25 protein-coding genes and 2 pseudogenes are annotated in these 20,089 nt (G+C 63.2%); 14 read left to right on the forward strand and 13 right to left on the reverse strand.

Annotated elements, in window-relative coordinates; genetic code table 11:
• Positions 1–25: 25 nt before the first annotated feature.
• Positions 26–622 (forward strand): cysteine hydrolase family protein, encoded by a 597-nt coding sequence (locus V7S63_RS26050; RefSeq protein ID WP_336532421.1) that lies wholly within the window; start codon positions 26–28, stop codon positions 620–622.
• Positions 623–624: 2 nt separating this feature from the next.
• Positions 625–906 carry an NAD(P)/FAD-dependent oxidoreductase gene (locus tag V7S63_RS26055; protein WP_336532422.1) on the forward strand — a complete coding sequence of 94 codons (282 nt, stop codon included), beginning with the start codon at positions 625–627 and terminating at the stop codon, positions 904–906.
• Positions 907–1,117: 211 nt separating this feature from the next.
• Here the strand turns inward: V7S63_RS26055 and V7S63_RS26060 are convergent, their stop codons facing one another.
• Both V7S63_RS26060 and V7S63_RS26065 read right to left on the reverse strand, forming a co-directional pair.
• Positions 1,118–2,287, reverse strand: coding sequence for a mandelate racemase/muconate lactonizing enzyme family protein (locus V7S63_RS26060; protein WP_336532447.1), 1,170 nt, complete (start codon positions 2,285–2,287; stop codon positions 1,118–1,120).
• 29 nt (positions 2,288–2,316) lie between these two features.
• Complete coding sequence (locus V7S63_RS26065; protein ID WP_336532423.1) at positions 2,317–3,282, reverse strand: tripartite tricarboxylate transporter substrate-binding protein; 966 nt, start codon at positions 3,280–3,282, stop codon at positions 2,317–2,319.
• A 131-nt stretch (positions 3,283–3,413) separates the two neighbouring features.
• On the opposite strand from V7S63_RS26065, the gene V7S63_RS26070 reads away from it, so the two are divergent.
• Positions 3,414–4,319, forward strand: a complete 906-nt coding sequence (locus V7S63_RS26070; RefSeq protein WP_336532424.1) for a LysR family transcriptional regulator — start codon at positions 3,414–3,416, stop codon at positions 4,317–4,319.
• A 48-nt stretch (positions 4,320–4,367) separates the two neighbouring features.
• On the opposite strand, the gene V7S63_RS26075 is transcribed toward V7S63_RS26070, so the two are convergent.
• Positions 4,368–5,243, reverse strand: a complete 876-nt coding sequence (locus tag V7S63_RS26075; protein ID WP_244543958.1) for an SDR family oxidoreductase — start codon at positions 5,241–5,243, stop codon at positions 4,368–4,370.
• Between the two features lie 229 nt (positions 5,244–5,472).
• Between V7S63_RS26075 and V7S63_RS26080 the strand changes: the two genes are divergently transcribed.
• The 3 genes from V7S63_RS26080 (at position 5,473) to V7S63_RS26090 (ending at position 6,588) form a co-directional block, all read left to right on the forward strand.
• Positions 5,473–5,736: a DksA/TraR family C4-type zinc finger protein gene (locus tag V7S63_RS26080; RefSeq protein ID WP_336532448.1), complete on the forward strand. Its 264-nt coding sequence runs from the start codon at positions 5,473–5,475 to the stop codon at positions 5,734–5,736.
• Between the two features lie 50 nt (positions 5,737–5,786).
• Positions 5,787–6,173: a GFA family protein gene (locus tag V7S63_RS26085; protein ID WP_336532425.1), complete on the forward strand. Its 387-nt coding sequence runs from the start codon at positions 5,787–5,789 to the stop codon at positions 6,171–6,173.
• A gap of 181 nt (positions 6,174–6,354) precedes the next feature.
• Positions 6,355–6,588, forward strand: a complete 234-nt coding sequence (locus V7S63_RS26090) for a hypothetical protein (RefSeq protein ID WP_336532426.1) — start codon at positions 6,355–6,357, stop codon at positions 6,586–6,588.
• Between the two features lie 71 nt (positions 6,589–6,659).
• Here the strand turns inward: V7S63_RS26090 and V7S63_RS26095 are convergent, their stop codons facing one another.
• The 3 genes from V7S63_RS26095 to V7S63_RS26105 are packed head-to-tail and all read right to left on the reverse strand — an operon-like array spanning position 6,660 to position 9,011.
• On the reverse strand, positions 6,660–7,103 hold the full coding sequence (locus V7S63_RS26095; RefSeq protein WP_336532427.1) for a DUF421 domain-containing protein: 444 nt from the start codon (positions 7,101–7,103) through the stop codon (positions 6,660–6,662).
• Between the two features lie 8 nt (positions 7,104–7,111).
• Entirely contained in the window at positions 7,112–7,594 is a 483-nt protein-coding gene (locus tag V7S63_RS26100) for a hypothetical protein (RefSeq protein ID WP_336532428.1), read from the reverse strand.
• On the reverse strand, positions 7,569–9,011 hold the full coding sequence (locus V7S63_RS26105) for a cation:proton antiporter (protein ID WP_336532429.1): 1,443 nt from the start codon (positions 9,009–9,011) through the stop codon (positions 7,569–7,571). Before V7S63_RS26105 ends, V7S63_RS26100 begins: the two co-directional genes overlap by 26 nt.
• Before the next feature lie 461 nt (positions 9,012–9,472).
• Here V7S63_RS26105 and V7S63_RS28765 point away from each other — a divergent pair.
• Positions 9,473–9,538: pseudogene (locus V7S63_RS28765) on the forward strand (UvrD-helicase domain-containing protein); the annotation flags it as partial.
• Here the strand turns inward: V7S63_RS28765 and V7S63_RS26110 are convergent.
• Positions 9,537–9,752 (reverse strand): annotated as a pseudogene (locus V7S63_RS26110) (UvrD-helicase domain-containing protein); the annotation flags it as partial. The pseudogenes V7S63_RS28765 and V7S63_RS26110 overlap by 2 nt on opposite strands.
• A gap of 54 nt (positions 9,753–9,806) precedes the next feature.
• Here V7S63_RS26110 and V7S63_RS26115 point away from each other — a divergent pair.
• The 3 genes from V7S63_RS26115 to ku (V7S63_RS26125) all read left to right on the forward strand — a co-directional run bounded on the left by V7S63_RS26115 (position 9,807) and on the right by ku (V7S63_RS26125) (position 13,624).
• Entirely contained in the window at positions 9,807–10,058 is a 252-nt protein-coding gene (locus V7S63_RS26115) for a hypothetical protein (RefSeq protein WP_336532430.1), read from the forward strand.
• A 37-nt stretch (positions 10,059–10,095) separates the two neighbouring features.
• On the forward strand, positions 10,096–12,759 hold the full coding sequence (ligD, locus tag V7S63_RS26120; RefSeq protein ID WP_442896523.1) for a DNA ligase D: 2,664 nt from the start codon (positions 10,096–10,098) through the stop codon (positions 12,757–12,759).
• A 76-nt stretch (positions 12,760–12,835) separates the two neighbouring features.
• The gene (ku, locus tag V7S63_RS26125; RefSeq protein ID WP_091840186.1) at positions 12,836–13,624 is read left to right on the forward strand and encodes a non-homologous end joining protein Ku; all 789 of its coding nucleotides are present in this window, start codon (positions 12,836–12,838) and stop codon (positions 13,622–13,624) included.
• Here ku (V7S63_RS26125) and ku (V7S63_RS26130) read toward each other — a convergent pair whose 3' ends face one another.
• Entirely contained in the window at positions 13,625–14,464 is an 840-nt protein-coding gene (gene ku / locus V7S63_RS26130; RefSeq protein ID WP_336532432.1) for a non-homologous end joining protein Ku, read from the reverse strand.
• A gap of 97 nt (positions 14,465–14,561) precedes the next feature.
• Between ku (V7S63_RS26130) and V7S63_RS26135 the strand changes: the two genes are divergently transcribed.
• The gene (locus tag V7S63_RS26135; RefSeq protein ID WP_336532433.1) at positions 14,562–14,849 is read left to right on the forward strand and encodes a hypothetical protein; all 288 of its coding nucleotides are present in this window, start codon (positions 14,562–14,564) and stop codon (positions 14,847–14,849) included.
• 51 nt (positions 14,850–14,900) lie between these two features.
• On the opposite strand, the gene V7S63_RS26140 is transcribed toward V7S63_RS26135, so the two are convergent.
• Positions 14,901–15,353 (reverse strand): DUF1810 domain-containing protein, encoded by a 453-nt coding sequence (locus V7S63_RS26140; protein WP_336532434.1) that lies wholly within the window; start codon positions 15,351–15,353, stop codon positions 14,901–14,903.
• A 1-nt stretch (position 15,354) separates the two neighbouring features.
• Positions 15,355–15,735 (reverse strand): endonuclease/exonuclease/phosphatase family protein, encoded by a 381-nt coding sequence (locus V7S63_RS26145; protein WP_336532435.1) that lies wholly within the window; start codon positions 15,733–15,735, stop codon positions 15,355–15,357.
• Between V7S63_RS26145 and V7S63_RS26150 the strand changes: the two genes are divergently transcribed.
• The gene (locus V7S63_RS26150; RefSeq protein WP_336532436.1) at positions 15,716–16,558 is read left to right on the forward strand and encodes a sensor histidine kinase; all 843 of its coding nucleotides are present in this window, start codon (positions 15,716–15,718) and stop codon (positions 16,556–16,558) included. The genes V7S63_RS26145 and V7S63_RS26150 overlap by 20 nt on opposite strands.
• Before the next feature lie 14 nt (positions 16,559–16,572).
• Here V7S63_RS26150 and V7S63_RS26155 read toward each other — a convergent pair whose 3' ends face one another.
• A complete protein-coding gene (locus V7S63_RS26155; protein ID WP_336532437.1) occupies positions 16,573–16,929 on the reverse strand; it encodes a response regulator in 357 nt (118 codons plus the stop codon).
• Between the two features lie 167 nt (positions 16,930–17,096).
• Positions 17,097–17,609 carry a YciE/YciF ferroxidase family protein gene (locus tag V7S63_RS26160; protein WP_091839611.1) on the reverse strand — a complete coding sequence of 171 codons (513 nt, stop codon included), beginning with the start codon at positions 17,607–17,609 and terminating at the stop codon, positions 17,097–17,099.
• 151 nt (positions 17,610–17,760) lie between these two features.
• Between V7S63_RS26160 and V7S63_RS26165 the strand changes: the two genes are divergently transcribed.
• Positions 17,761–18,057, forward strand: a complete 297-nt coding sequence (locus V7S63_RS26165; RefSeq protein ID WP_336532438.1) for a hypothetical protein — start codon at positions 17,761–17,763, stop codon at positions 18,055–18,057.
• A gap of 36 nt (positions 18,058–18,093) precedes the next feature.
• Complete coding sequence (locus tag V7S63_RS26170; RefSeq protein ID WP_336532439.1) at positions 18,094–18,657, forward strand: hypothetical protein; 564 nt, start codon at positions 18,094–18,096, stop codon at positions 18,655–18,657.
• Between the two features lie 127 nt (positions 18,658–18,784).
• On the opposite strand, the gene V7S63_RS26175 is transcribed toward V7S63_RS26170, so the two are convergent.
• The coding region (locus tag V7S63_RS26175; protein WP_336532440.1) for a TRAP transporter large permease at positions 18,785–20,089 on the reverse strand (1,305 nt) is incomplete at its 5' end.

Genomic DNA, 20,089 nt, shown 5'->3' on the forward strand with positions numbered 1-20,089 from the left:
TGGTCGCAGCCAAAAAGGATGGGCGATGGACCAGGTGGTACCTCGTTTGACCTCCCGCACCGCTCACGTCTGCGTCGACATGCAACGGCTGTTCTCGCACGATGGCCCCTGGTCGACACCCTGGCTCCTCAAGGTGGTGCCGCAGTGCGTGGCCCTGGCGCGGTACCGGCCGGAGGCGACGATCACGCGCTTCGTCACACCGGTCAGCGCGGACGGCCGAGGGAGCCTGGAAGGAGTTCTATCGCCGCTGGCCCGAACCACGCGCGCACGGATAGACCCGGCATTGCTGGAGCTCGTCCCGGAGCTCGCATCCTTCGTGCCCCCCGCGCTGGTCTTCGATAAACCGGTCTATTCAGCCTTCGCAGGGCGGAAACTTGTCGCCCATCAGCAGCATCGTGACGTCGACACGGTCATTCCTGACGGGAGCCGAGACCGACATCTGCGTGCTATGCTCGGCGCTGGGCGCGGTAGATCATGGACTCCATGCCTCATTGCGACGGACGCGGTCTGCAGTTTTTCCGATGCCGGACACGACGCGCTTCTCGACCTTTTCAAGCAACGGTTCTGCCAGCAGATATTCACCGCAGAGACGGCCCGGATCCTGGAAGAGTGGCGTGAATAATCATGCGGCAACTGGACTGCCTCATCGTTGGCGGCGGGCCGGCGGGTCTCACGGCAGCGATCTACCTTGCTCGCTTCCACCTGCATGTGTCGGTCGTGGACGAGGGTGGAAGCCGCGCCCTCCTGATCCCCAAAAGCCTTAACGTGCCGGGTTTCCCGGATGGGATATCTGGCCAGGACCTCCTGGCGCGAATGAGGGAGCACGCGCGCCGGTATGGCGCCGACCTGATCGAGGGGCGGATCGACGACATCAGACGAACGCCCTCGGGGTTCACGGCGCGATGACTTGATGCATCGTGGTCGGCCCGCTCCGTCCTTCTCGCGACGGGCGTGACGAACCGGCGTCCGCTCCAGATTTTGCGGGGGGCTGCTCATGCGACCGAGAGCAGATCCTCAGCGTGATTGCGGGCCGCACTGTTGCGCGCCCTTCGTCATATGGGCCGCCTCTTCTGGCACAGTAAGGACGGCGCGTTGGTCAGATAACGAAGCCATAGCCTCACGCGGCGAGGCTACGCATCTCCGCGATAAGGTCGGCTTTGCCCTCGAAGCCAATGCCCGGCAGCTCCGGCATGACGATGTGGCCGGCCTCGACGCGCACGCCGTCGGGGAAGCCGCCATAGGGCTGGAACAGGTCGGGGTAGGATTCATTGCCGCCGAGCCCGAGGCCCGCTGCGATGTTCAGCGACATCTGGTGGCCGCCATGGGGGATGCAGCGGCGCCAGGACCAGCCATTCTGCCTCAGCATCTCCAGCGTGCGCAGATATTCGACGAGGCCGTAGCTCAGCGCGCAGTCGAACTGCAGCCAGTCGCGGTCCGGGCGCATGCCGCCATAGCGGATCAGGTTGCGCGCGTCCTGCATCGAGAACAAGTTCTCGCCGGTCGCCATCGGGCCGGGATAATGCTCGGCGAGCCGAGCTTGAAGGTCGTAGTCGAGCGGATCGCCGGCCTCCTCGTACCAGAACAGATCGTATTGCCGCAGCGCCTTGGCATAAGCGATGGCGGTGTCGAGATCGAAGCGGCCATTGGCATCGACCGCGAGCCTGCAGCCGGTTGGCAGCATCTTCAGCACGGTCTCGATGCGCTTGCAGTCGTCGGCCAGCGAAGCGCCGCCGATCTTCATTTTCACCACCGTGTAGCCGCGGTCGAGATAGCCCTGCATCTCGGCCGCCAGCCCTTCCAGCCCCTTGCCGGGATAATAGTAGCCGCCGGCGGCATAAACGAAGACCTTCGGATCGGCGCTAACGCCGGCACGCTCCGCCAGCAGACGGAAGAGCGGCTTGCCGGCGATCTTAGCGACGGCATCCCAGACCGCCATGTCGATCGTGCCCATCGCGACGGAGCGCTCGCCATGGCCGCCCGGCTTCTCATTGGTGAACATCGCGGCCCAGACCTTGCCGGGGTCGAGATTGCCGCCCTCGGCATCGAGCAGGCTCTCGGGCGCCGCCTCGAGGATACGCGGCGCGAAGCGCTCGCGGATCAGCCCGCCCTGGCCATAGCGCCCGTTCGAGTTGAAGCCGTAGCCGATCACCGGCCTGCCGTCGCGGACGGCGTCGGTGACGACGGCAACCAGGCTCAGCGTCATCTTCGAGAAGTCGATGAAGGCATTGGCGATGGGCGAGGCGATCGGAGCCGTGCGCTCCCGGATGTCGACGATACGCATTAAAATGGCTTCCTATGGGAGGAGATCGGCTGGGTTCAGTCGGCGAACTGACCGGCGGCCTGGATCAGCGGACGCCAGCGGCCAATGTCGCTTTTCAGGGTCTGCGCCAGGGAGTGCGGGGTGGCTTTTTCCGGCGTCGGTACGGTGCTGATGTCAATGAAGCGTCTGGCGAGCGTGGGGTCCTGCAGAGCCTTCGCCAACGCTGCCGACAACGTCTGAATTACGGAGTCAGGGGTCTTCGCAGGTACGAAAAGGCCGTGCCACACGCTGATGTCCATGTTGGGAAGACCGCCTTCGCCGACGGTGGGCACATCGGGAAGCGCAGGGATGCGGTGCGTGCTCGTGACAGCATAGCCCTTGATGCTCTTCGACTGCAGCTGGGGCGCGGCAGTGGTGGCCTGCTCGCAGCCAAGGTCGACCTGGTTCGCCAGCAGCGCCTGCAGCACCGGCCCGCCGCCCCGGAAAGGCACCTGAGTGAGCTTTTTGTCCACGGCCGCCATGAACAGCAGTCCGCAGAGTTGCGAGGAGGCGCCCAGGCCCGAATGGGCAAAGGTCACATCCTGCCCGCGCGTTTTGACGTCCTTGATCAGATCCGCGAGCGATTCAGGCTGGTATCCCGGCCGGGCGATGATCGCCATGCTGGCATCCGAGACGACCCCGACGGGCCTGAGATCGGCCGTCGGATCGAAAGGCAGCTTGCGATAGAGCGTGACGGCCGTCGCCAGTCCGAGATGATTGAGCAGGATGGTGTGGCCGTCGGGATCGGAGCGGACGGCGCGATGACTGCCGGTCGTGCCGCCGGCGCCGGCCACATTTTCGACGATGATGTTCTGGCCGAGAATGCGGCCCATTGTTTCCGCGGTCACACGAGCGACCGTGTCGGTCGGCCCCCCAGCGGCAAAGGGAACGATCATCGTGATCGGCCGTGATGGATAATTCTGCGCCGCAGCTGGCGTCGCGATCGCCGTCGCCAGCAACATGCCAAGAGCCAGTTTCGCCATCGTTGCCTTCCCGTTTTTGGTTGACGGGACGATAGAGCGAGCCGAAGGCAATATCAGCCACCTCTGGCGTGGTCATTATTCATCACAGCCGTTCCATTTGGAGATGTCTGTAAAACTCCGCGGGAGGCTTCATGCGCAGTTTCGACCCCGTATCCTTGCGCCTGTTCGTCGCTGTCTGCGAGGAGGGCAACATCGCGGCCGCCGCCCAGAGGGAAGCGATCGTGCCCTCGGCGGTAAGCAAGCGCCTCGCCCAGATGGAAAGCGAAGCCGGCGTCAGATTGTTTGAGCGTGGTCGTCGAGGCGTGACGGTCACGGCCGCGGGCGAGGCGCTCTGGCGCTATGCGCGGGAGTCGCTGCAGATGCTGGACCGGATCAAATCGGAGCTCGGCGCCTTTGCGCAGGGCGTGCAGGGCCAGGTTCGCGTTTTCGGCAGCAAGTCGGCGCTCGCCCAGTTCCTACCCAATGACATCGGCCGCTTCGCCAAGATTTACCGCGACGTCCGAGTGAGCATGGAGGAGCGGGAAATCTGGGAGGTTGTAAGGGGCGTCGAAGAGGGACGAGCCGATATCGGCGTTTGCTGGGATGCGGTGGATTTCCGGGATCTGACCGTCTTTCCCTATCACCGGGATCACCTCGCCGTCGTGGTACCCGAGGGGCACCCGCTTGCTAGCCGCGACGCGGTCGCCTTCATCGAGACTCTGGACTACGAGCACGTCGATATCCTGGCTCGCAGCATCTTGCAGCAGAGACAACGGAGTGCTGCAGGAGCTGCCGGAAAGCAGCTGATCCACCGGATCCAGGTGTCGACAGTGGATGCTGCCTACCGGATCGTCGCCGCTGGACTGGCTGTCGCCATCGTCCCCGGCGAGGAAGCGCGCGCCGTTCAGCGGGCGCTGGGTCTGACGGTTGTCCCGCTAACCGACTCCTGGGCCTGCCGCCAATTTGTCATCTCGATAAGGAACAGGGGATTGTCGCTTCCTGCCAGCCTCCTGGTTGAAAAGCTCCGGGCTGCGGCCGCCGCCGGCAACACTGATTAGAGAGCGCAGCGCAACGGATTCCGCGCGGCTGGCCCAATTGAGGATTTGTCAGCTCACCGTGCCACCACCATGGGCATTGTAGATCCCGCCGGTCGTGAAGCTGGCGTCTTCCGCCGCAAGCTGAACATAGATCGAAGCCAATTCGGCTGGCTGGCCCGGCCTTCCGAGAGCCGTCATCCCCCCGAATTTTTCGAGCTTCTCATCCGTCGCACCACCGCTGACCTGTAATGGCGTCCAGATCGGGCCGGGCGCGACGCCATTCACGCGGATGCCCTTCTTGCCGAGCTGCTTGGCGAGAGAGAGCACATAGTTCGTCGTTGCGGCCTTGGTCTGCGCATAGTCGTAGAGGTCAGCCGACGGATTCGTCGCCTGCTCGGAGGTCGTGCCGATGATCACAGCGCCTGGCTTCAGATGGGGCAGCGCGGCTTTGATGATCCAGAACGGCGCGTAGATGTTCGTCTTGATCGTCCAGTCAAACTCGTCGTTTGTGATGTCGAGGATCGAGGCGTTGGTCTGCTGGCGGGCCGCGTTGTTGACGACGATATCCAGCCCGCCAAGCCCTGCGACAGCGTCAGTAACGAGCTTCGCGCAGAAGGCCGGATCCCTCAGATCGCCCGGCAGTGCCACCGCCTTGCGGCCCGCCGCTTTGATCAGTGCGACCACCTCGCGCGCATCGGGCTCCTCATCGGGATGGTAGTTGATCGCGACGTCGGCGCCTTCGCGGGCATAGGCGATGGCGGCCGCCCGTCCCATGCCGGAATCGCCGCCAGTGATCAGGGCCTTCTTGCCTGCCAGCCGACCGGAACCTTTGTAGCTCGTCTCGCCATGATCCGGCCGGGGCTCCATCTTGCTGGCGAGGCCCGGCCAGGGCTGGGACTGCTTCTGGAAGGGCGGCTTGGGATATTTGGTCGTCGGATCGCTCATCGGCGCAGCAGTCGTTGGCGCTTGGGCTTGCGCGCCCGTCGCGGCGGCGGCCAACGCCAGACCCGTGCCCGCGGCGCCGACCAGTTTGCGCCGGGAGATGGAGTTCGAATCGTGAGCCATTGCCGAATCCTATGCGTTTTTGGGGATGGCCTTGGAACGCATGGGTCCACCTCGCCGTTCCAGACTCGTCATGACAGATCAGTGATCGAGAGACGGGAGGGACGAGATGATGGCGAGCGGGTGGGCTCCAGACGGAGCGGTTCAGGATCAGATCGACGACAGCATCAGCGACGCTGTGCGTCTCGCACGGTCGCGCCTTCCCTCGGGGCCGGGCGAGATCCGCTGTCAGAGCTGCGGCGAGGAGATTCCCGAAGCGCGCAGGCAAGCGATGCCGGGTGTCCGCACCTGCGTCGACTGCCAATCCACGCGTGACGCGCCCGCCTCCATGAGTGCTTACAACCGCCGCGGTAGCAAGGACAGCCAGCTGAGGTGAGGCGTGCGCGCGTTGGCGCGCGACATCACCTCAAGAAGGGATTCGAGCGGATGGAACTTGAGGGTGGCTGCAACTGCGGCGAGGTCCGGTTTCAACTGGCGGGCGAGCCGATCCGGACCGGACTGTGCCATTGCCTGACCTGCCGCAAGGAGACGGGGTCGGCATTCATGGCCTATGCGGTTTGGGACCAAGCCGCCGTGACAGTAAGCGGCGAGACCCGAAGCTGGACGGGGTCGACTGACCGACGCCATTTCTGTGGCATCTGCGGAAGCGCCTTGTTCGCAACCGACGACAGCACCGAGATCGAAATCCGTATCGGTAGCCTCTATCGAGCCCCGACGGGGATGACGCCTGATCACGAGCTATGGGTGCATCGCCGGGAGCATTGGCAGTTACCCATCGCCGAGGCCGATCAGCATAGCACCAACCGCCCCTGATGGACGCAGTCTTTCGACGCCATGCTTTTGGTGCGATGGCAACATCGAACCATCCCGCCTGCCGCTAGTTCAGGTTCTTTGCCACAAGCGCGAGGGATACCCGTCATGGTTGCAAATGTGACTGGACTGTTCGAGACGAGACGTGACGCGGAGATGGCGGTGGAGCGTCTGGTTCAGGAACATGGCGTCGGATCGCAGCCTTATCCTCATCGCGCCTGTGGGAGATGCCAACAGTGCGGGCGAGCAGACCGCCGGAGCCGACAGCGATGCTGCTGCGCCGAGCACGGGTGAACGGTCCGACGCCAAGCTGACCGGGCCGATAGAGGTCTCGGTCGATATCCAGGATGACGCGACAGCGAGCACAATTCGCGACGCGTTCGCGGAATTTGGCGCTCGCGACGTCGGTCGCGGATGATGGACGGAACTGGAGCGGTGCAGGGTGGCGCTGATCAAGCCACGCTGACGCTCTGAGGCTGGATGCCGCGTCTAATCCTTCGGTACGATGCTGATCTCGCCGCTCGCTTCGAGGACTGCGAATTTGATTTGATCCTGTCTTTCCAGACCTTGTTGGATGCGAGCGGCCTTCAAAACGTCATCGATGCTGACCCGGGCACGCCTCAACGCGCGCTCGTCAGGCTGGCCATGGCTTAAGAGGATTGTCGGCGTGCCATCGATCAACAGGCACAACCCACTATATTCCTTCTTGAGATAGGACAGGGCGATGTCGATCCCGAAAAGCGTGACGATCAGAACAAGCGCGTTGGTGATCGAAAAATCGTCTCCGAGCAGCGCTTGCTGCGTGGTCTCGGCGATGATCAGCAGAAGGACGAGGTCGAAGGGCGTCATTTGCGCGAGCGTCCTGCGCCCCGACAGCCGAACGATGACAAGCAGGACGACGTAGATCGCAAAGCCGCGAAGAACGGTTTCCATGATGGACCCTAGGGAAGAATGATCAGGGTCACGGCCGCGGGCGCGCCGTCGATTGATACGGTACCGCGTACGATATCGGGGGCGTCTGGCTTGATCCTGATCTTTGCCATGGCGCGCTCACCTGGTCGAACGTGGACGATCAGCTCTTCGCCCGCCGCCGTGGCCGATGATTGCGATGGCCGAGGCTGGGCCCCTTCGATCGCGATTCTTCTGCCGAGCTCGGGGGATAGAAGAATTCTGCGGTCGGCTTGCCCCGCTGGGGCGAACGCGATGGAGATGGTGTCCTCTGTCTGCCAGCGCGCGAAACGGGGATAGTTGATCTCATTGCCGGCCACTTGGATTTGAGCGCGAGCGAACAACCCGCCTTCTCCTGAAAACCCCAGCAGCGCAGCGACGATGATGAGGCCGTATCCGACCCAGGCCCAGCGCTGGACGGTCCAGTACTTCTCTTGAAAGGCGCGGTGCTCATCGAGTTCGAGTTGATCGGCCATGGTCATTGGTCCTCACTCGCAACCCGCATATGTGGCTATCGCCCCGATCTGTAACGCTACCGGCTAGCGTTGGTTGCGTTGCGATCGGCTGCGTCCTGTGCGTCGCTGGGCCGGGATCAGGTCTCGTCGACGGATCAGTGCTTGCCCCATTCCTATCCGGATCATGCGCCCGGCGACGGTCGAGCAGACGCATGACCGGTGTGACCGTTATGCCGTGCATCAGGATCGACATCAGAATGATCAGGCCCACGATCGCCCAGAGCCGCTCGCCTCCCTCGACAACGCCCATGTGGTTCAGCCCATAGGCGAGATAGTAGATGGTGCCGACCCCCCGGATACCGAAGAACGCCAACGTCAGCCTCTCGGTCCAGTTCGCATCGTGACCGATCAGTCCGATCAGCCCTGTGACCGGGCGTATGACGAGAAGGATGACCAACGCCAGCACAACGTCGATTCCAGAGAGGGGTGTCAGCAGCCCGCTGACGAGCGCGCCGCCGAACGCCAGCAGCAGAACCATCATCGCGATGCGCTCGATCTGTTCGGTCAGCTCGTGCATCTCGAGCTGAAAGTCGTGATCGCGGTGGGCGTTGCGGAAAGTCAGCGCCGTGACAAACACCGCCAGGAAGCCGTAGCAATGGATGAGTTCGGTCAGGCCGTAGGAGACTAAGGTCGCCGAGAGCGCGATGAGGCCATCGCCGGTCTTGGCCAGCTTGGTCTTGGCCGGCGCGTTAAAGGTCAGCCAGCCAAAAGCGCGGCCGATGACGTAACCGGCGGCTATGCCGGCGCCGATCTCCCAAAGCACATTATAGGTTAGCCAATCCGTCAGCCACGGCTCGCCCGTGGCCGAGGCGGCTGCGAGAGCGATTGCGAGGTGGACGAAGGGGAAGGCGAAGCCGTCATTCAGTCCAGCCTCCGAGGTCAGTCCGAAGCGCACCTCGTCCTCCTGTCCAGATTGCGGCGGGCCGACCTGGACGTCGGCTGCCAGCACGGGATCGGTCGGTGCCAACGCGGCTGCAAGGAGGAGTGCGATCGCCCATGGTATGCCTAGCCACCAACCGGCTAGAAGGGTGATCGCCGCGATGCTTAGGGGCATCGTGATCGCGATCAGTCGCCAGGTGATCGCCCATTTTCGGAAGCTGAAGAGCCTGTCGAGCTTTAGCCCAGCGCCCATCAAGGCGATGATGACCACGAACTCCGGGAAGCGCTCTGTGATCTCGGGATAATGCATCGGCAAGGGATCAAGCGTCACCCAGGGCAGCGAGAAGATCGCCGCTCCCAAGGCTATGCACACGATCGGCAAGGAGAGGGGCAGGCGCTGCAGCGCCAAGGGTAGCCAGGCCACGAGCGCGATGAGGAGTCCGGCACCAGTGAGGACAAGGATATAGGGATCGGGAGCAAGATCAGTTGTCGACTGCATATCAGTCAACCGCCGGTCGGCCCATTCGATCCTTGGGACCCACGAACTTTCCGCTGCCACCAGTCATTTTGTGGAGGCAGCGCTTGTCCTACTCCCCTACGCCAAAGAACTGCCAAGATTGCCTCGCGCAAGCTGTCGTCATGGTCGGCCTCAACGGATGGAGGCCGTCGGCCGAGAACGCATCCCAGGCTGCCAACGGCGCTCGCGCGTCGTCGTCCTTGTTGCCGTCCGTCTCGCTCCCCTTCCTATCTTGATGCTTGGCGGCGCGCGCCAGAGCCGCTCTGCCGGCCGCACGCCGTCGGTTTTCGGCCGCCACACGCGCATCGTCCCCACGCCAGACGACTGGACGGTCCCCATCGAGCATGTCCTCGATGTTACGTGGGTCGAAGACGTGAAACGTCACGGCCCTCGCGCGACCGCGCAGTTTCACGGTGCGCGTTCCGGCGCTTTTCAAGCGCCCACCCGATGGCCGCGGCCTCACCGTGGTCGGCGACGACGCGCAGTCGATCTATTCCTTCCGGGCCGCGGTTTCAGCGCCAGCAAGATCGATGATTGCAGCCGGTTGGTGTCCTGATACTCGTCCACCATGACGTGATCGAAGCGCGCGCCGATATCGGCGGCGAGATCGGGGTCGCACATGGTCTGGGCCCAGTAGAGCAGCAGATCGTCGTAATCGAGCACATTCTGCCGCTGCTTGGCCTCGACATAGGCAGCGAACAACTCGCGGAGTTCTGCCGCCCAGGCGACACCCTCTCCCCTTGAGTGCAACGGAACACACGAGCCCGAAAGCTTGTTTTGCTTCTCAACAGGGAGATCGTCATGCGTAAAGATCCCAGAGACAGGCTCATCCGGGCGCTCGCGGCACAGCTTGGAGCCGAGCGTGAGACGAGAGCGGCCATCGCCAGCGCCGTGGCCAACGGCCAGATCGACCGCGAGGTTCTGCTGGCGTTGCTGGAGGATCCCATCCCCGCCTGGTCTCAGGAGGATCTGAATCGCGCCGACCGCCTTGCTGCATCCGCAGCACATTATCGCGCGATCGCCGCCTGATCGCAGCAGTCCAACTTCGAGTGTGCAGTGGGGGTGTGTGTTGGAAAAGCTCAAGGCGTATCGCCAGAAGCGCGATTTCGAGAAGACCAAGGAGCCTGATGGTGAGGCTTCGGTCGCTGCGTCGAACCGCCTGCGGTTCGTGATCCAGAAGCATGACGCAACCCGTCTGCACTACGACCTGCGGCTGGAACTCGATGGCGTCTTTCGGTCCTGGGCTGTGACCAAAGGTCCATCGCTCGATCCAGGCGACAAGCGGCTGGCCGTCGAGGTCGAAGATCACCCCCTGCCCTACGGCGATTTCGAAGGCACAATTCCGAAGGGGCAGTATGGCGGCGGAACGGTCCAACTCTGGGATCGCGGCTACTGGGAAGCTGAAGGCAAGCTCAGCCCGGAAAGGCAACTTGAGAAGGGCGAGCTTAAATTCGCACTCGAGGGTGAGCGTTTACACGGCAGCTTCGTCCTCGTCCGCATGCGCCATGATCGGGACGGTGGCAAGCGCACCAACTGGCTCCTGATCAAGCACCGCGACGAACATGCCGTCGAAAGCCATGGCGACGCGGTCCTGGCAGACGATAAGTCGGTGGCGTCAGGTCGCAGCATGGCAACCATCGCTGCAGGCAAGGGACGCTCGCCCAAGCCTTTCATGCTAGAGGACGATATCCTCGCCCCGGACGCGGAGTGGGACAGTCGGAAAGGACTGGCGGCCGACGAGAGGCACGAACCGACCAAGCCCGCCTCCAAGTCCAAATCTCCGTCGCCTATGGCGCCTGCCTCCAGCAAGTCCGGCGCTCCAGTTGCTCTGCCAGCCTTCATCGCGCCACAGCTCTGTCGGAGCATCGAGCGTCCCACCAACGGCGGCGGTTGGGTCCATGAGATTAAGTTCGACGGCTATCGCATCCAGATGCGGATCGACGCCGGCAAGGTGACCTTGAAAACGCGGAAGGGTCTGGACTGGACCCAAAAATTCGGCGCGATCGCGAAGGCAGCCAAGGGGCTGCCGGACGCGATTATCGACGGCGAGATCGTTGCGCTCGACGGTCACGGCTCGCCCGATTTTGCGGCGCTCCAGGCCGCCCTTTCCGAGAACAAGACTGATGATCTGGTCTTCTTCGCCTTCGATATGCTGTTCGACAAGGATACCGATCTGCGCGAGCGACCTCTGCTTCGACGAAAAGAGCAGTTGAAGGCGTATCTTGAGGATCATGCTGATGGTGTCGTGCTGCGCTATGTCGAGCATTTCGAGACAGGTGGCGATGCGGTCCTGAAATCGGCCTGCAAGCTGTCACTGGAAGGCATCGTCTCCAAGGCCGTCGATGCACCTTACGTCTCGGGACGAAGTGAAACTTGGACGAAGTCCAAGTGTCGAGCCGGCCATGAGGTCGTGATCGGAGGCTGGTCCACCACCGAAGGCAAGTTCAGATCGCTTCTCGTTGGCGTCAACCGGGGCTCCCAATTCGTTTATGTCGGCCGTGTCGGCACCGGCTACAGCGCGGCGAAGGTTGATGCACTGCTGCCGAGGCTCAAGGCCGTCACCGCGAAGGCATCGCCCTTCACCGGCGTAGGCGCGCCTAAACGTGAGCCGGGTGTGACCTGGCTGAAACCGGAACTCGTCGCCGAGATCGAATTCGCCGGCTGGACCGGTGACGGCATGGTCCGCCAGGCAGCATTCAAGGGACTGCGCGAGGACAAGCCTGCGGATGAGGTCGAGACCGAACTGCCTGCCGATCCGGCGGAGACGCAGACGCCCGAGCCCAAGCCTCCCTCTCGCGCTCGCGGACGCGGCGGCAGGGCTGATGTCATGGGTGTCAGCATCAGCCATCCCGACAAGCCGTTGTGGCCCGATGCGGAAGACGGCCGACCTGTCTCCAAGCAAGACCTGGCTGAATATTTTGAGGCGGTCGGCGCGTGGCTGCTGCCGCACATCAAGGGAAGGCCCTGTTCTCTGGTGCGCACTCCTGATGGGATCGGCGGCGAGACGTTCTTCCAGCGCCATGCCGGCATGGGGACATCGAACCTGTTCGAACTGGTTCGGGTCTTCGGCGACAAGAAGCCCTATCTCCAGATCGATCGGATCGAGGCACTGGCTGCGGCAGCCCAAGTCGGAGGTATCGAACTCCACCCCTGGAACTGCCTCCCCGGCGATCCGGAGACGCCCGGGCGCCTCGTCTTCGATCTGGACCCAGGGCCGGGGGTAACTTTTGGCGACGTGATCGATGCAGCCAAGCAGATGCGCGGGCGGCTTGAGGTCCTCGGTCTGGTCAGCTTCTGCAAGACGACCGGGGGCAAGGGCTTGCACGTCGTCGTGCCGCTGGCGTCGGGCAAGCGCGCCACCGTCGATTGGCCGGCGGCCAAGGACTTTGCACGGCGGGTCTGTGCCGAGCTGGCAAGCGAGGAGCCCTCGCGTTACGTCATCAACATGGCCAAGCGACTTCGCAACGGCCGCATCTTCCTTGACTATCTCCGCAACGACCGTATGGCGACCGCCGTCGCGCCCTTGTCCCCCAGGGCGCGTCCAGGCGCCCATGCGTCGATGCCGCTCACCTGGTCGCAAGTGAAGGCCGATCTCGATCCGAGCCGCTTCACCGTCAGGACCCTGCCTGGCCTGCTGAAGAAGACCAAGGCTTGGGAGGGCTACGACGACGCGGCGGGGTCGATCGCCGACGCCATCAAGAAACTTGGCAAGCGCGCTGAGGCGGCCTGACGGGCCACCGGCAAGCGATCGACCGGAACGAACGGCCACAGCCCGGCGTTCACCGGTCATTCGGGAGATGAAGACCATGGCGCCGCGGACATTCTGGAAGGGCTATCTGAAGCTGTCTCTCGTGACCTGCCCGGTCGCGATGATGCCGGCGCGTTCGGAAAGCGAGAAGGTCCGCTTTCACACGCTGAACCGCAAGACTGGCAACCGCATCCAGAGCAGGTACGTGGATGCGGTCACCGGCAAGCCCGTCGCTGATGACGACGAGGTCAAAGGCTATCCCAAGGGAGATGACGACTACGTCGTCCTGGAGGATGACGAGCTGGATTCTGTTGCTCTGGAAAGCACCCGGACGATCGACATCCAGACGTTCGCGCCAAGATCCTCAGTCGGCTGGATCTGGTATGACGCGCCCCACTATCTCGTGCCCGACTCCAAGGTCGGCGAGGAGGCGTTCTCGGTCATCCGCGAGGCGATGAAACGGACGAAGACGGTGGGGATCTCCCGCGTCGTGCTTTATCGCCGCGAACGGGCCGTTCTGCTCGATGCGCGCGACAACGGCATCGTCCTGTGGACGCTGCGCTATGGCGACGAGGTCCGGCCCGAGAAGGATTATTTCGCAGGGATCAAGGACGCCGAACCTGAAGCTGATCTTCGGCCGCTCATGGACAAGCTGATCACCACCCGGACGAAAGACTGGTCGCCCGATCTTGCCAAGGACCCGGTTCAGGACGAGCTTCTTGCCATCATCAAGGCCAAGCAGAAGGGCCGTAAGCCCACGAAAGCGGCGAAGCCTCAGGCCAGCGAAGGCAATGTCGTGAACATCATGGACGCGCTGAAGCGGAGCCTCGAACCCCGCAAGACGTGATCAGCCGGCCTTTCTCCGCGCGGCTTCCTTCGAAGCGGCGGCCGCTTTTCTAGCCTTCTTGCCGGCTCCGCCTTTGGCGCTCTCGCGCAACGCATCCAGCAGACTGACGACCTTGGTTGGCTCGGGCCGCTTCTGCGGCTTGATCTTGCGTCCTTCGATCTTCGCCTGGACGAGCTCTGCCAACGCACTGTCATACCGGTCGTCGAATTCCTTTGGATCGAACTCCCCGGCTTTTGTCTTGATGATGTGCTCAGCAAGCTGGAGCATCTCGTCGTCGATCTTGATCGTCGGCACATCGCTGAATGCGTCTTCAGCGGATCGCACTTCGTAGTCGAAGTTGAGAGTCGTCGCGATCAGTCCCTCGCCATGGGGCCGGATCAGGATCGACCGCATTCGGCGGAAGATCACCGTCCTGGCAAGTGCGGCAGACTTTTGACGCTTCATGCCCTCTCGGATCAGCGCGAAGGCCTCGGACGCAACAGGCGAGCTGGGCGCTACGTAGTAGGGCTTGTCGAAGAAGATATCGTCGATCTCGTCGCAGGGCAGGAACGTCTCGACCGTCAGCGTCTTGTCGCTCTCGGGGATGGCGGCAGCGATCTCTTCGGGTTCGAGGATTACGTAGTCACCATTGCCCTTGTCGTAGCCCTTGACCTGATCTTCGGTCTCCACCGGCTTGCCCGAGACCTCGTCGATGAACTGGCGATGGACGCGGTTGCCGGTCTTGCGGTTCAGGGTGTGGAACGAGATCCGCTCGGATGTGGACGCGGCCGTGTAGAGGGATACCGGACAGGTCACTTCGGCGATCTTGAGAACACCCTTCCAGACAGCACGCGGAGCCATGGCCGTTCCTTCAATCGCGTCACCCGACAACGCGGTCGAGGAACTAGCTGGGGAGTATCATGGTTCCACAGCGGTAAGTTTGAGAAAGTCAGGTCAGATGTCGAACCAGGATGCCGCCATCGCCAAGGCGCTCAACGCAGGCCTGCGCCGGTTACTCGTTGTGGCATTTGCCCATCAAAATGATGGAAGTGGCCGATCCGAGCGGATGCCGGCGCTTCGTCTTGCGCTCGAGCGTGAGATCAAGCGTCTTGTGATACGAGGCGTTACCCACGATGGGGAGGATGTCGAGCTGACGGCGGCGGTTCGGAAGGGTCTTCAGCTCTACCTGGATGCCGCTTATCGGGAGGCATCGGAGCACTTGCCGGTGCCAGATACGATACAGTGATCGGCGCACGAACATCGCGGGAGGCAGACGTAAGGCAGTGCCCACCATCGCTTATTTGGGGTCTTCCTCCTCCGAGAGTCCAAGCAGCGCCATCGATCCAGCATCCATCCCGCCAGCGAACCAGCGATCGAGGGCATCCCGAAAGGGGCCGTCCTGGCGCTCAGACGCTATGGCGAACAACGTCATCGAGGAATGGAATTTCAGGTCGTCCGGCGAACCAAAAATTTCGTGCAGTGACCGACCGCTGGTGGCAAGCACGGCCTGCGTGACCAGGTCGAGGCGCGGCGCAAGGAGCGGGTGCGCGAGATAAGCTCGTGCTTCCTCCAGCGAAGCGATACCGTAGAATTGCGCCGTCGCGGTGCGGCCAAGACCGCGCAGTTGCGGAAAGATGAACCACATCCAGTGGCTGCGTTTGCGGCCTTCGCGCATCTCGCTAAGCGCAGTGTCGAACGTTGTGGCTTGGGCCTCCACGAACCGCTGTAAGCGGAATGAATCCTGGTCCATCCTATGATCCCCTCGCAGGTGAGCGTCGGCGCCGCTCACCATCGGAAAGTTCGATCCAGACAGGAGCGTGGTCGCTGGCTTTTTTCCAGCCGCGAACGTCGCGATCGACGCCGGCAGTGACGAGCCGCTTCGCGATCTGGGGGCTCAGCAGGAAATGATCCAGGCGCAGTCCGGCATGCGGCCCCACCCATTCCGGAGATAGTCCCAGAACGTGTAGATGCGTTCGTCGGGGTGCAGGGCACGAACGGCGTCGGTCCAACCCTGGCCGGCCAACATGAAAGGCGTCCCGAACCTCTGGACGGAACAGCGCGTCGTCGCGCCAGCGTGCGGGATTATAGACGTCCAAATCCGTCGGGATCACGTTGAAGTCGCCCACCAGCATGATGGGCACGTCCAGCTCAAGCAGTCGGCGGGACGCAGAGGAGAACCTCGAACTTACCCGTCTCGTCGTCTTCCAGGCCGAGCAACGCCGCACCTTCGAGCAATCACTCGTCCGATCCCGCGACGACGCCTACCAGGGGCTCGCCGACGAAAGGGCGACAAGAGCGATGCGAGAGCAATTCATCGCGGTGCTGGGGCACGACCTGCGCAACCCGCTCGCCTCGATCGACGCAGGATTGCGCATGGCGAGCAAGGAGCCGCTCAGCCCGAAGCAGACCCGCCTCGTCGGCCTGATGCAGGCGAGCTCACTGCGGATGACGGGCTTGATCGACAATGTGCTGGACTTCGCCCGCGGTCAGCTCGGCGGCGGGCTGACCCTGGCGCGCGATCTCTCGAAGCCGCTGGAGCCGACGCTTCGACAGGTGGTGGCCGAACTCCAGGCGACGCATCCGGACGTCGAGATCGTGGAGGACTTCTCCATCCACGCGGCCGTCGATTGCGATCACTCCAGAATCGCGCAGCTCCTGTCAAACCTGCTGGGCAATGCGCTGACCCACGGGGCGATTGGCAAACCCATCCGCGTCGAGGCGGCAAGCGTCAATGAAGGCTTGGAGATCTCCGTCGCCAATGGGGGAGATCCGATTCCCGCCGCGGCCATGGAGCGCCTGTTCCAGCCGTTCTTCCGAGGTGACGTCCGTCATAGTGCGAACGGCCTCGGGCTCGGGCTTCACATTGCGTCCGAGATCGCCAAGGCTCATGGCGGCACGCTGACCGTTGCATCGTCAGAAGCCGAGACCCGGTTCACGTTTCGGATGCCGGCATAGCCAGACCAGGTGCCCTAGGCCGCCCGTCGAAGGGCAGCGATCACTTTATCGGGGCGATACGGTTTCCTCAGATAACGCGCGTTGTCCGGCAGGTCGCCTTCTGCGGGAACGACACGCCCACTGGCCACGACGATCATCATCGGCGGCCATCCATGACGGACGGTATGAGCGAACTCGATGCCGTCCATAGAGCCGGGCATCTCGATGTCGGTGAAAACGGCGTCGACGTCGCCGCGGTCGGCCAATACGGCCATGGCCTCGTCGGCATGCGCGGCCTCTATCACCTCAAAACCAGCTTCCTCAAGGAAATCCACCGCGTCCATCCGGAGCAGCGGCTCGTCTTCAACGATCAGGACGACCAGTTTCGACATGGCTGACTTTCGGTTGTTCAGTTAGCTAACTGCCACAGCCGATGGTTGTTGCCGGAAGATCGAAAGAATTGTCCGGGTTATGCTTAGCCGATCGTTACCCGCGTCCGTCGCACCAAACGAAAAGGCCCGCCGAGTGCCGCTCGGCGGGCCTTCCAATCAGACCTTGGTCAGGCCGCCTTGGCGGCAGGCGCGGTGGCCGCCGTGTTCGCCGGCCCGCCCAGCTGGGTGAGCAGCTTGTCGGTCTTGGTCTCCTCGGCAAGGGTCTCGTCGAGAAGCTTGACGGCGTCCTTGTGGCCGAGCTGGGTGGCCCAAGCTTTCAGGGTGCCGTAGCGGGCCATTTCGTAATGCTCGACCGCCTGCGCCGAGGCGACCAGGCCGGCGTCCAGCGCGGGGCTGCCCTCATAGTCCTCGATGACCGCCTCGCCTTCCTTGAGAATGCCGAGGATTGCATCGCAGGTCTTGGCGCGGGGCGTCTTGCCGATGACCTCGAAGACCTGGCTGAGCCGCTCGATCTGCTCGGCGGTCTCGGCTTTATGGGTCTCGAAGGCTTTCTTGAGCTCGGGCGACTTGGTCGCCTTGGCCATCTTCGGCAGGGCCTTCAGGATCTGCTTTTCGGCGTAGTAGACGTCCTTGAGCATGTCGTGGAACAGGTCGTCGAGCGGCTTCGTGGTCGTGGCCATCGGGTATCCTCCAGATTCTCGGGATCGTGGTGGCTGAACTGCCCGCGCTCACAGCTGTTCCTCCGGGATTTGATTTATATCTTCGGAACTTAAACGAGCACCTGCCCGTTGATTGAGCAGCGCGGAAAGACCGCGAAAAAGGATCCCAAAATTGAAAAAGCTCGTTCTTGTTGCGCTGGTCGCGGCGCTGCCTTCGTTCGCCGCAATCGCCCAGACCTCCACCACCTCGCCGATGCCGACGCCCGCACCAGCTGACCAGAACGCCCCGCTGCCGGGCGCAAACAGCTTCACCGAGGGCCAGGCCAAGAGCCGCCTGGAATCCAATGGCTACACGAATGTGATGGACCTCAAGAAGGACGAGAACGGCGTCTGGAAGGGCAAGGCGACCAACGCTGGCGCCTCGGTCACCGTCTCCGTCGATTACCGCGGCAACATCGTCAAGAACTGACGGTTGCCCCTCTCGCCCCGATTTTTGGAGAACACGATGACCCGCACCATCACCCGTTCCTACGACAACCACGAAACCGCCAGCTCGGTCGTCGAGCAGCTTGAGGCCGCCGGCATTTCCAGCAGCAACGTCAGCATTGTCGGCCGCAATGGCGACAGCGAGACCAACGCCGCTGAAGGTGCCGGCATCGGCGCCGGCGTCGGTGGAGCCGCCGGCTTGCTGGCTGGCCTTGGTATGCTGGCGATCCCGGGCGTCGGTCCCGTGGTCGCCGCGGGCTGGCTTGCCGCTACCGCAGCCGGCGCCGTGGCCGGCGCCGCCGCTGGCGGCCTAGTCGGCTCCTTCGTAAAGGAAGGCCACGACGAGGACGAAGCGAACTATTACGCCGAGACCGTCCGTCGCGGCGGCTCCGTCGTCTCGGTCCGTGCCGAGCCCGAGCAGAAGGCTGCCGTCGAGGCAATTCTCGACGGTGCGACGCCCATCGATCGTACCGAGCGCACCGCCCAATATCGCAAAGAAGGCTGGAACCGCTTCGACGAGAACGCCGATCCTTACGATCGCCAGGCGACTGCCTCGGGCCGCATCGCTCAGCCGGTCATCTGATCCGGCCGCATCGACTGCGCAACAGGCCCCGAGGGAGACTCGGGGCCTTTTCGTAAAGGTGGTCCCCTACCCGTTCCTCACAACGGCGCTTGGCTCTCGACCGATTGATGATGCTGAGACCTTCCCCTCAAGGCTTGGGCGGTGTCAGGCCATTGAGCTCGATCGTGCCGAAGGAGGGCATCGAATTGAGCTGCTTCTCCAGCGCCGCCGGATCGAGCGTCACCGGCTTGTCCAGCCAGTAGGTCACGATCTGCGGGAAGACGATCATGATCGCGACCAGGATGAGCTGCAGCACGATCCAGGGGATCGAGCCGAGATAGATGTCTCGGCTCTTCACCGTCGGTGGCGCGATGCCGCGCAGGTAGAACAGCGCGAAGCCGAAGGGCGGATGCATGAACGAGGTCTGGATGTTGGCGCAGATCAGCAGCGCGAACCAGATCAGGTTGATGTCGAGCTTCTCGGCCGCCGGCGTCAGCAGCGGGATGATGATGAAGGCGATCTCGAAGAAGTCGAGGAAGAAAGCGATGAAGAAGATGAAGATCATCGTGAAGGTCAGGAAGCCGACCTGACCGCCCGGCAAGCCGGTGAGCATGTGCTCGATCCACTTGCCGCCGCCGACGCCCTGGAACACGAGGCTGAACACGCGCGCGCCGATTAGGATCATCGCGACCATAGCCGTGATGCGCATGGTCGAGGACATCGCCTGATAGGTCAGCTTCCAGGTGAGCGTGCGGTACATCGCAGCCAGCGCCAGGGCGCCGACCGCGCCCATCGCGCCCGCTTCCGTCGGTGTCGCCAGGCCCATGAAGATGGTGCCAAGCACGAGGAAGATCAGCACGGCGGAGGGAACGATGCCGCGGACGCATTTCCCCGCCAGCGCCCAGCCCTTCAGCGTGCGCGCTTCCGGCGGCAGGGCCGGCACGGCGGCCGGGTTGACGATGCTGAGGATCGCCACCCAGATGCAGAAGAGCGCCACCTGCACGATGCTGGGGCCGATGGCGCCGGCATACATGTCGCCGACCGAGCGGCCCATGACGTCGGCCAGCACGACCAGCACCAGCGAGGGCGGGATGAGCTGGGTGATGGTGCCGGACGCCGCGATGACGCCCGTGGCATGCTTCATGTCGTAGTCGTAGCGCATCATCACCGGCAGCGAGATCACCGCCATGGCGATGACCGAGGCCGCGACCGTGCCGGTGATGGCGCCGAGGATCGCGCCGACGAAAATGACCGCGTAGGAGAGGCCGCCGCGGATGCTGCCGAAGAGCTGGCCGATCGAGTCGAGCAGATCCTCCGCGAGGCCGCAGCGTTCCAGGATCGCGCCCATGAAGGTGAAGAACGGGATTGAGAGCAGCAGGTCGTTCGAGATGATCGAATAGAGCTGGAAGGTGAGGTTGCCCATGTATTGGGGTGCGATCACCCCCATCTCGAT

It is taken from the genome of Allobosea sp. CCNWLY174 (assembly GCF_037120455.1).
Classification (GTDB): domain Bacteria; phylum Pseudomonadota; class Alphaproteobacteria; order Rhizobiales; family Beijerinckiaceae; genus Allobosea; species Allobosea lupini.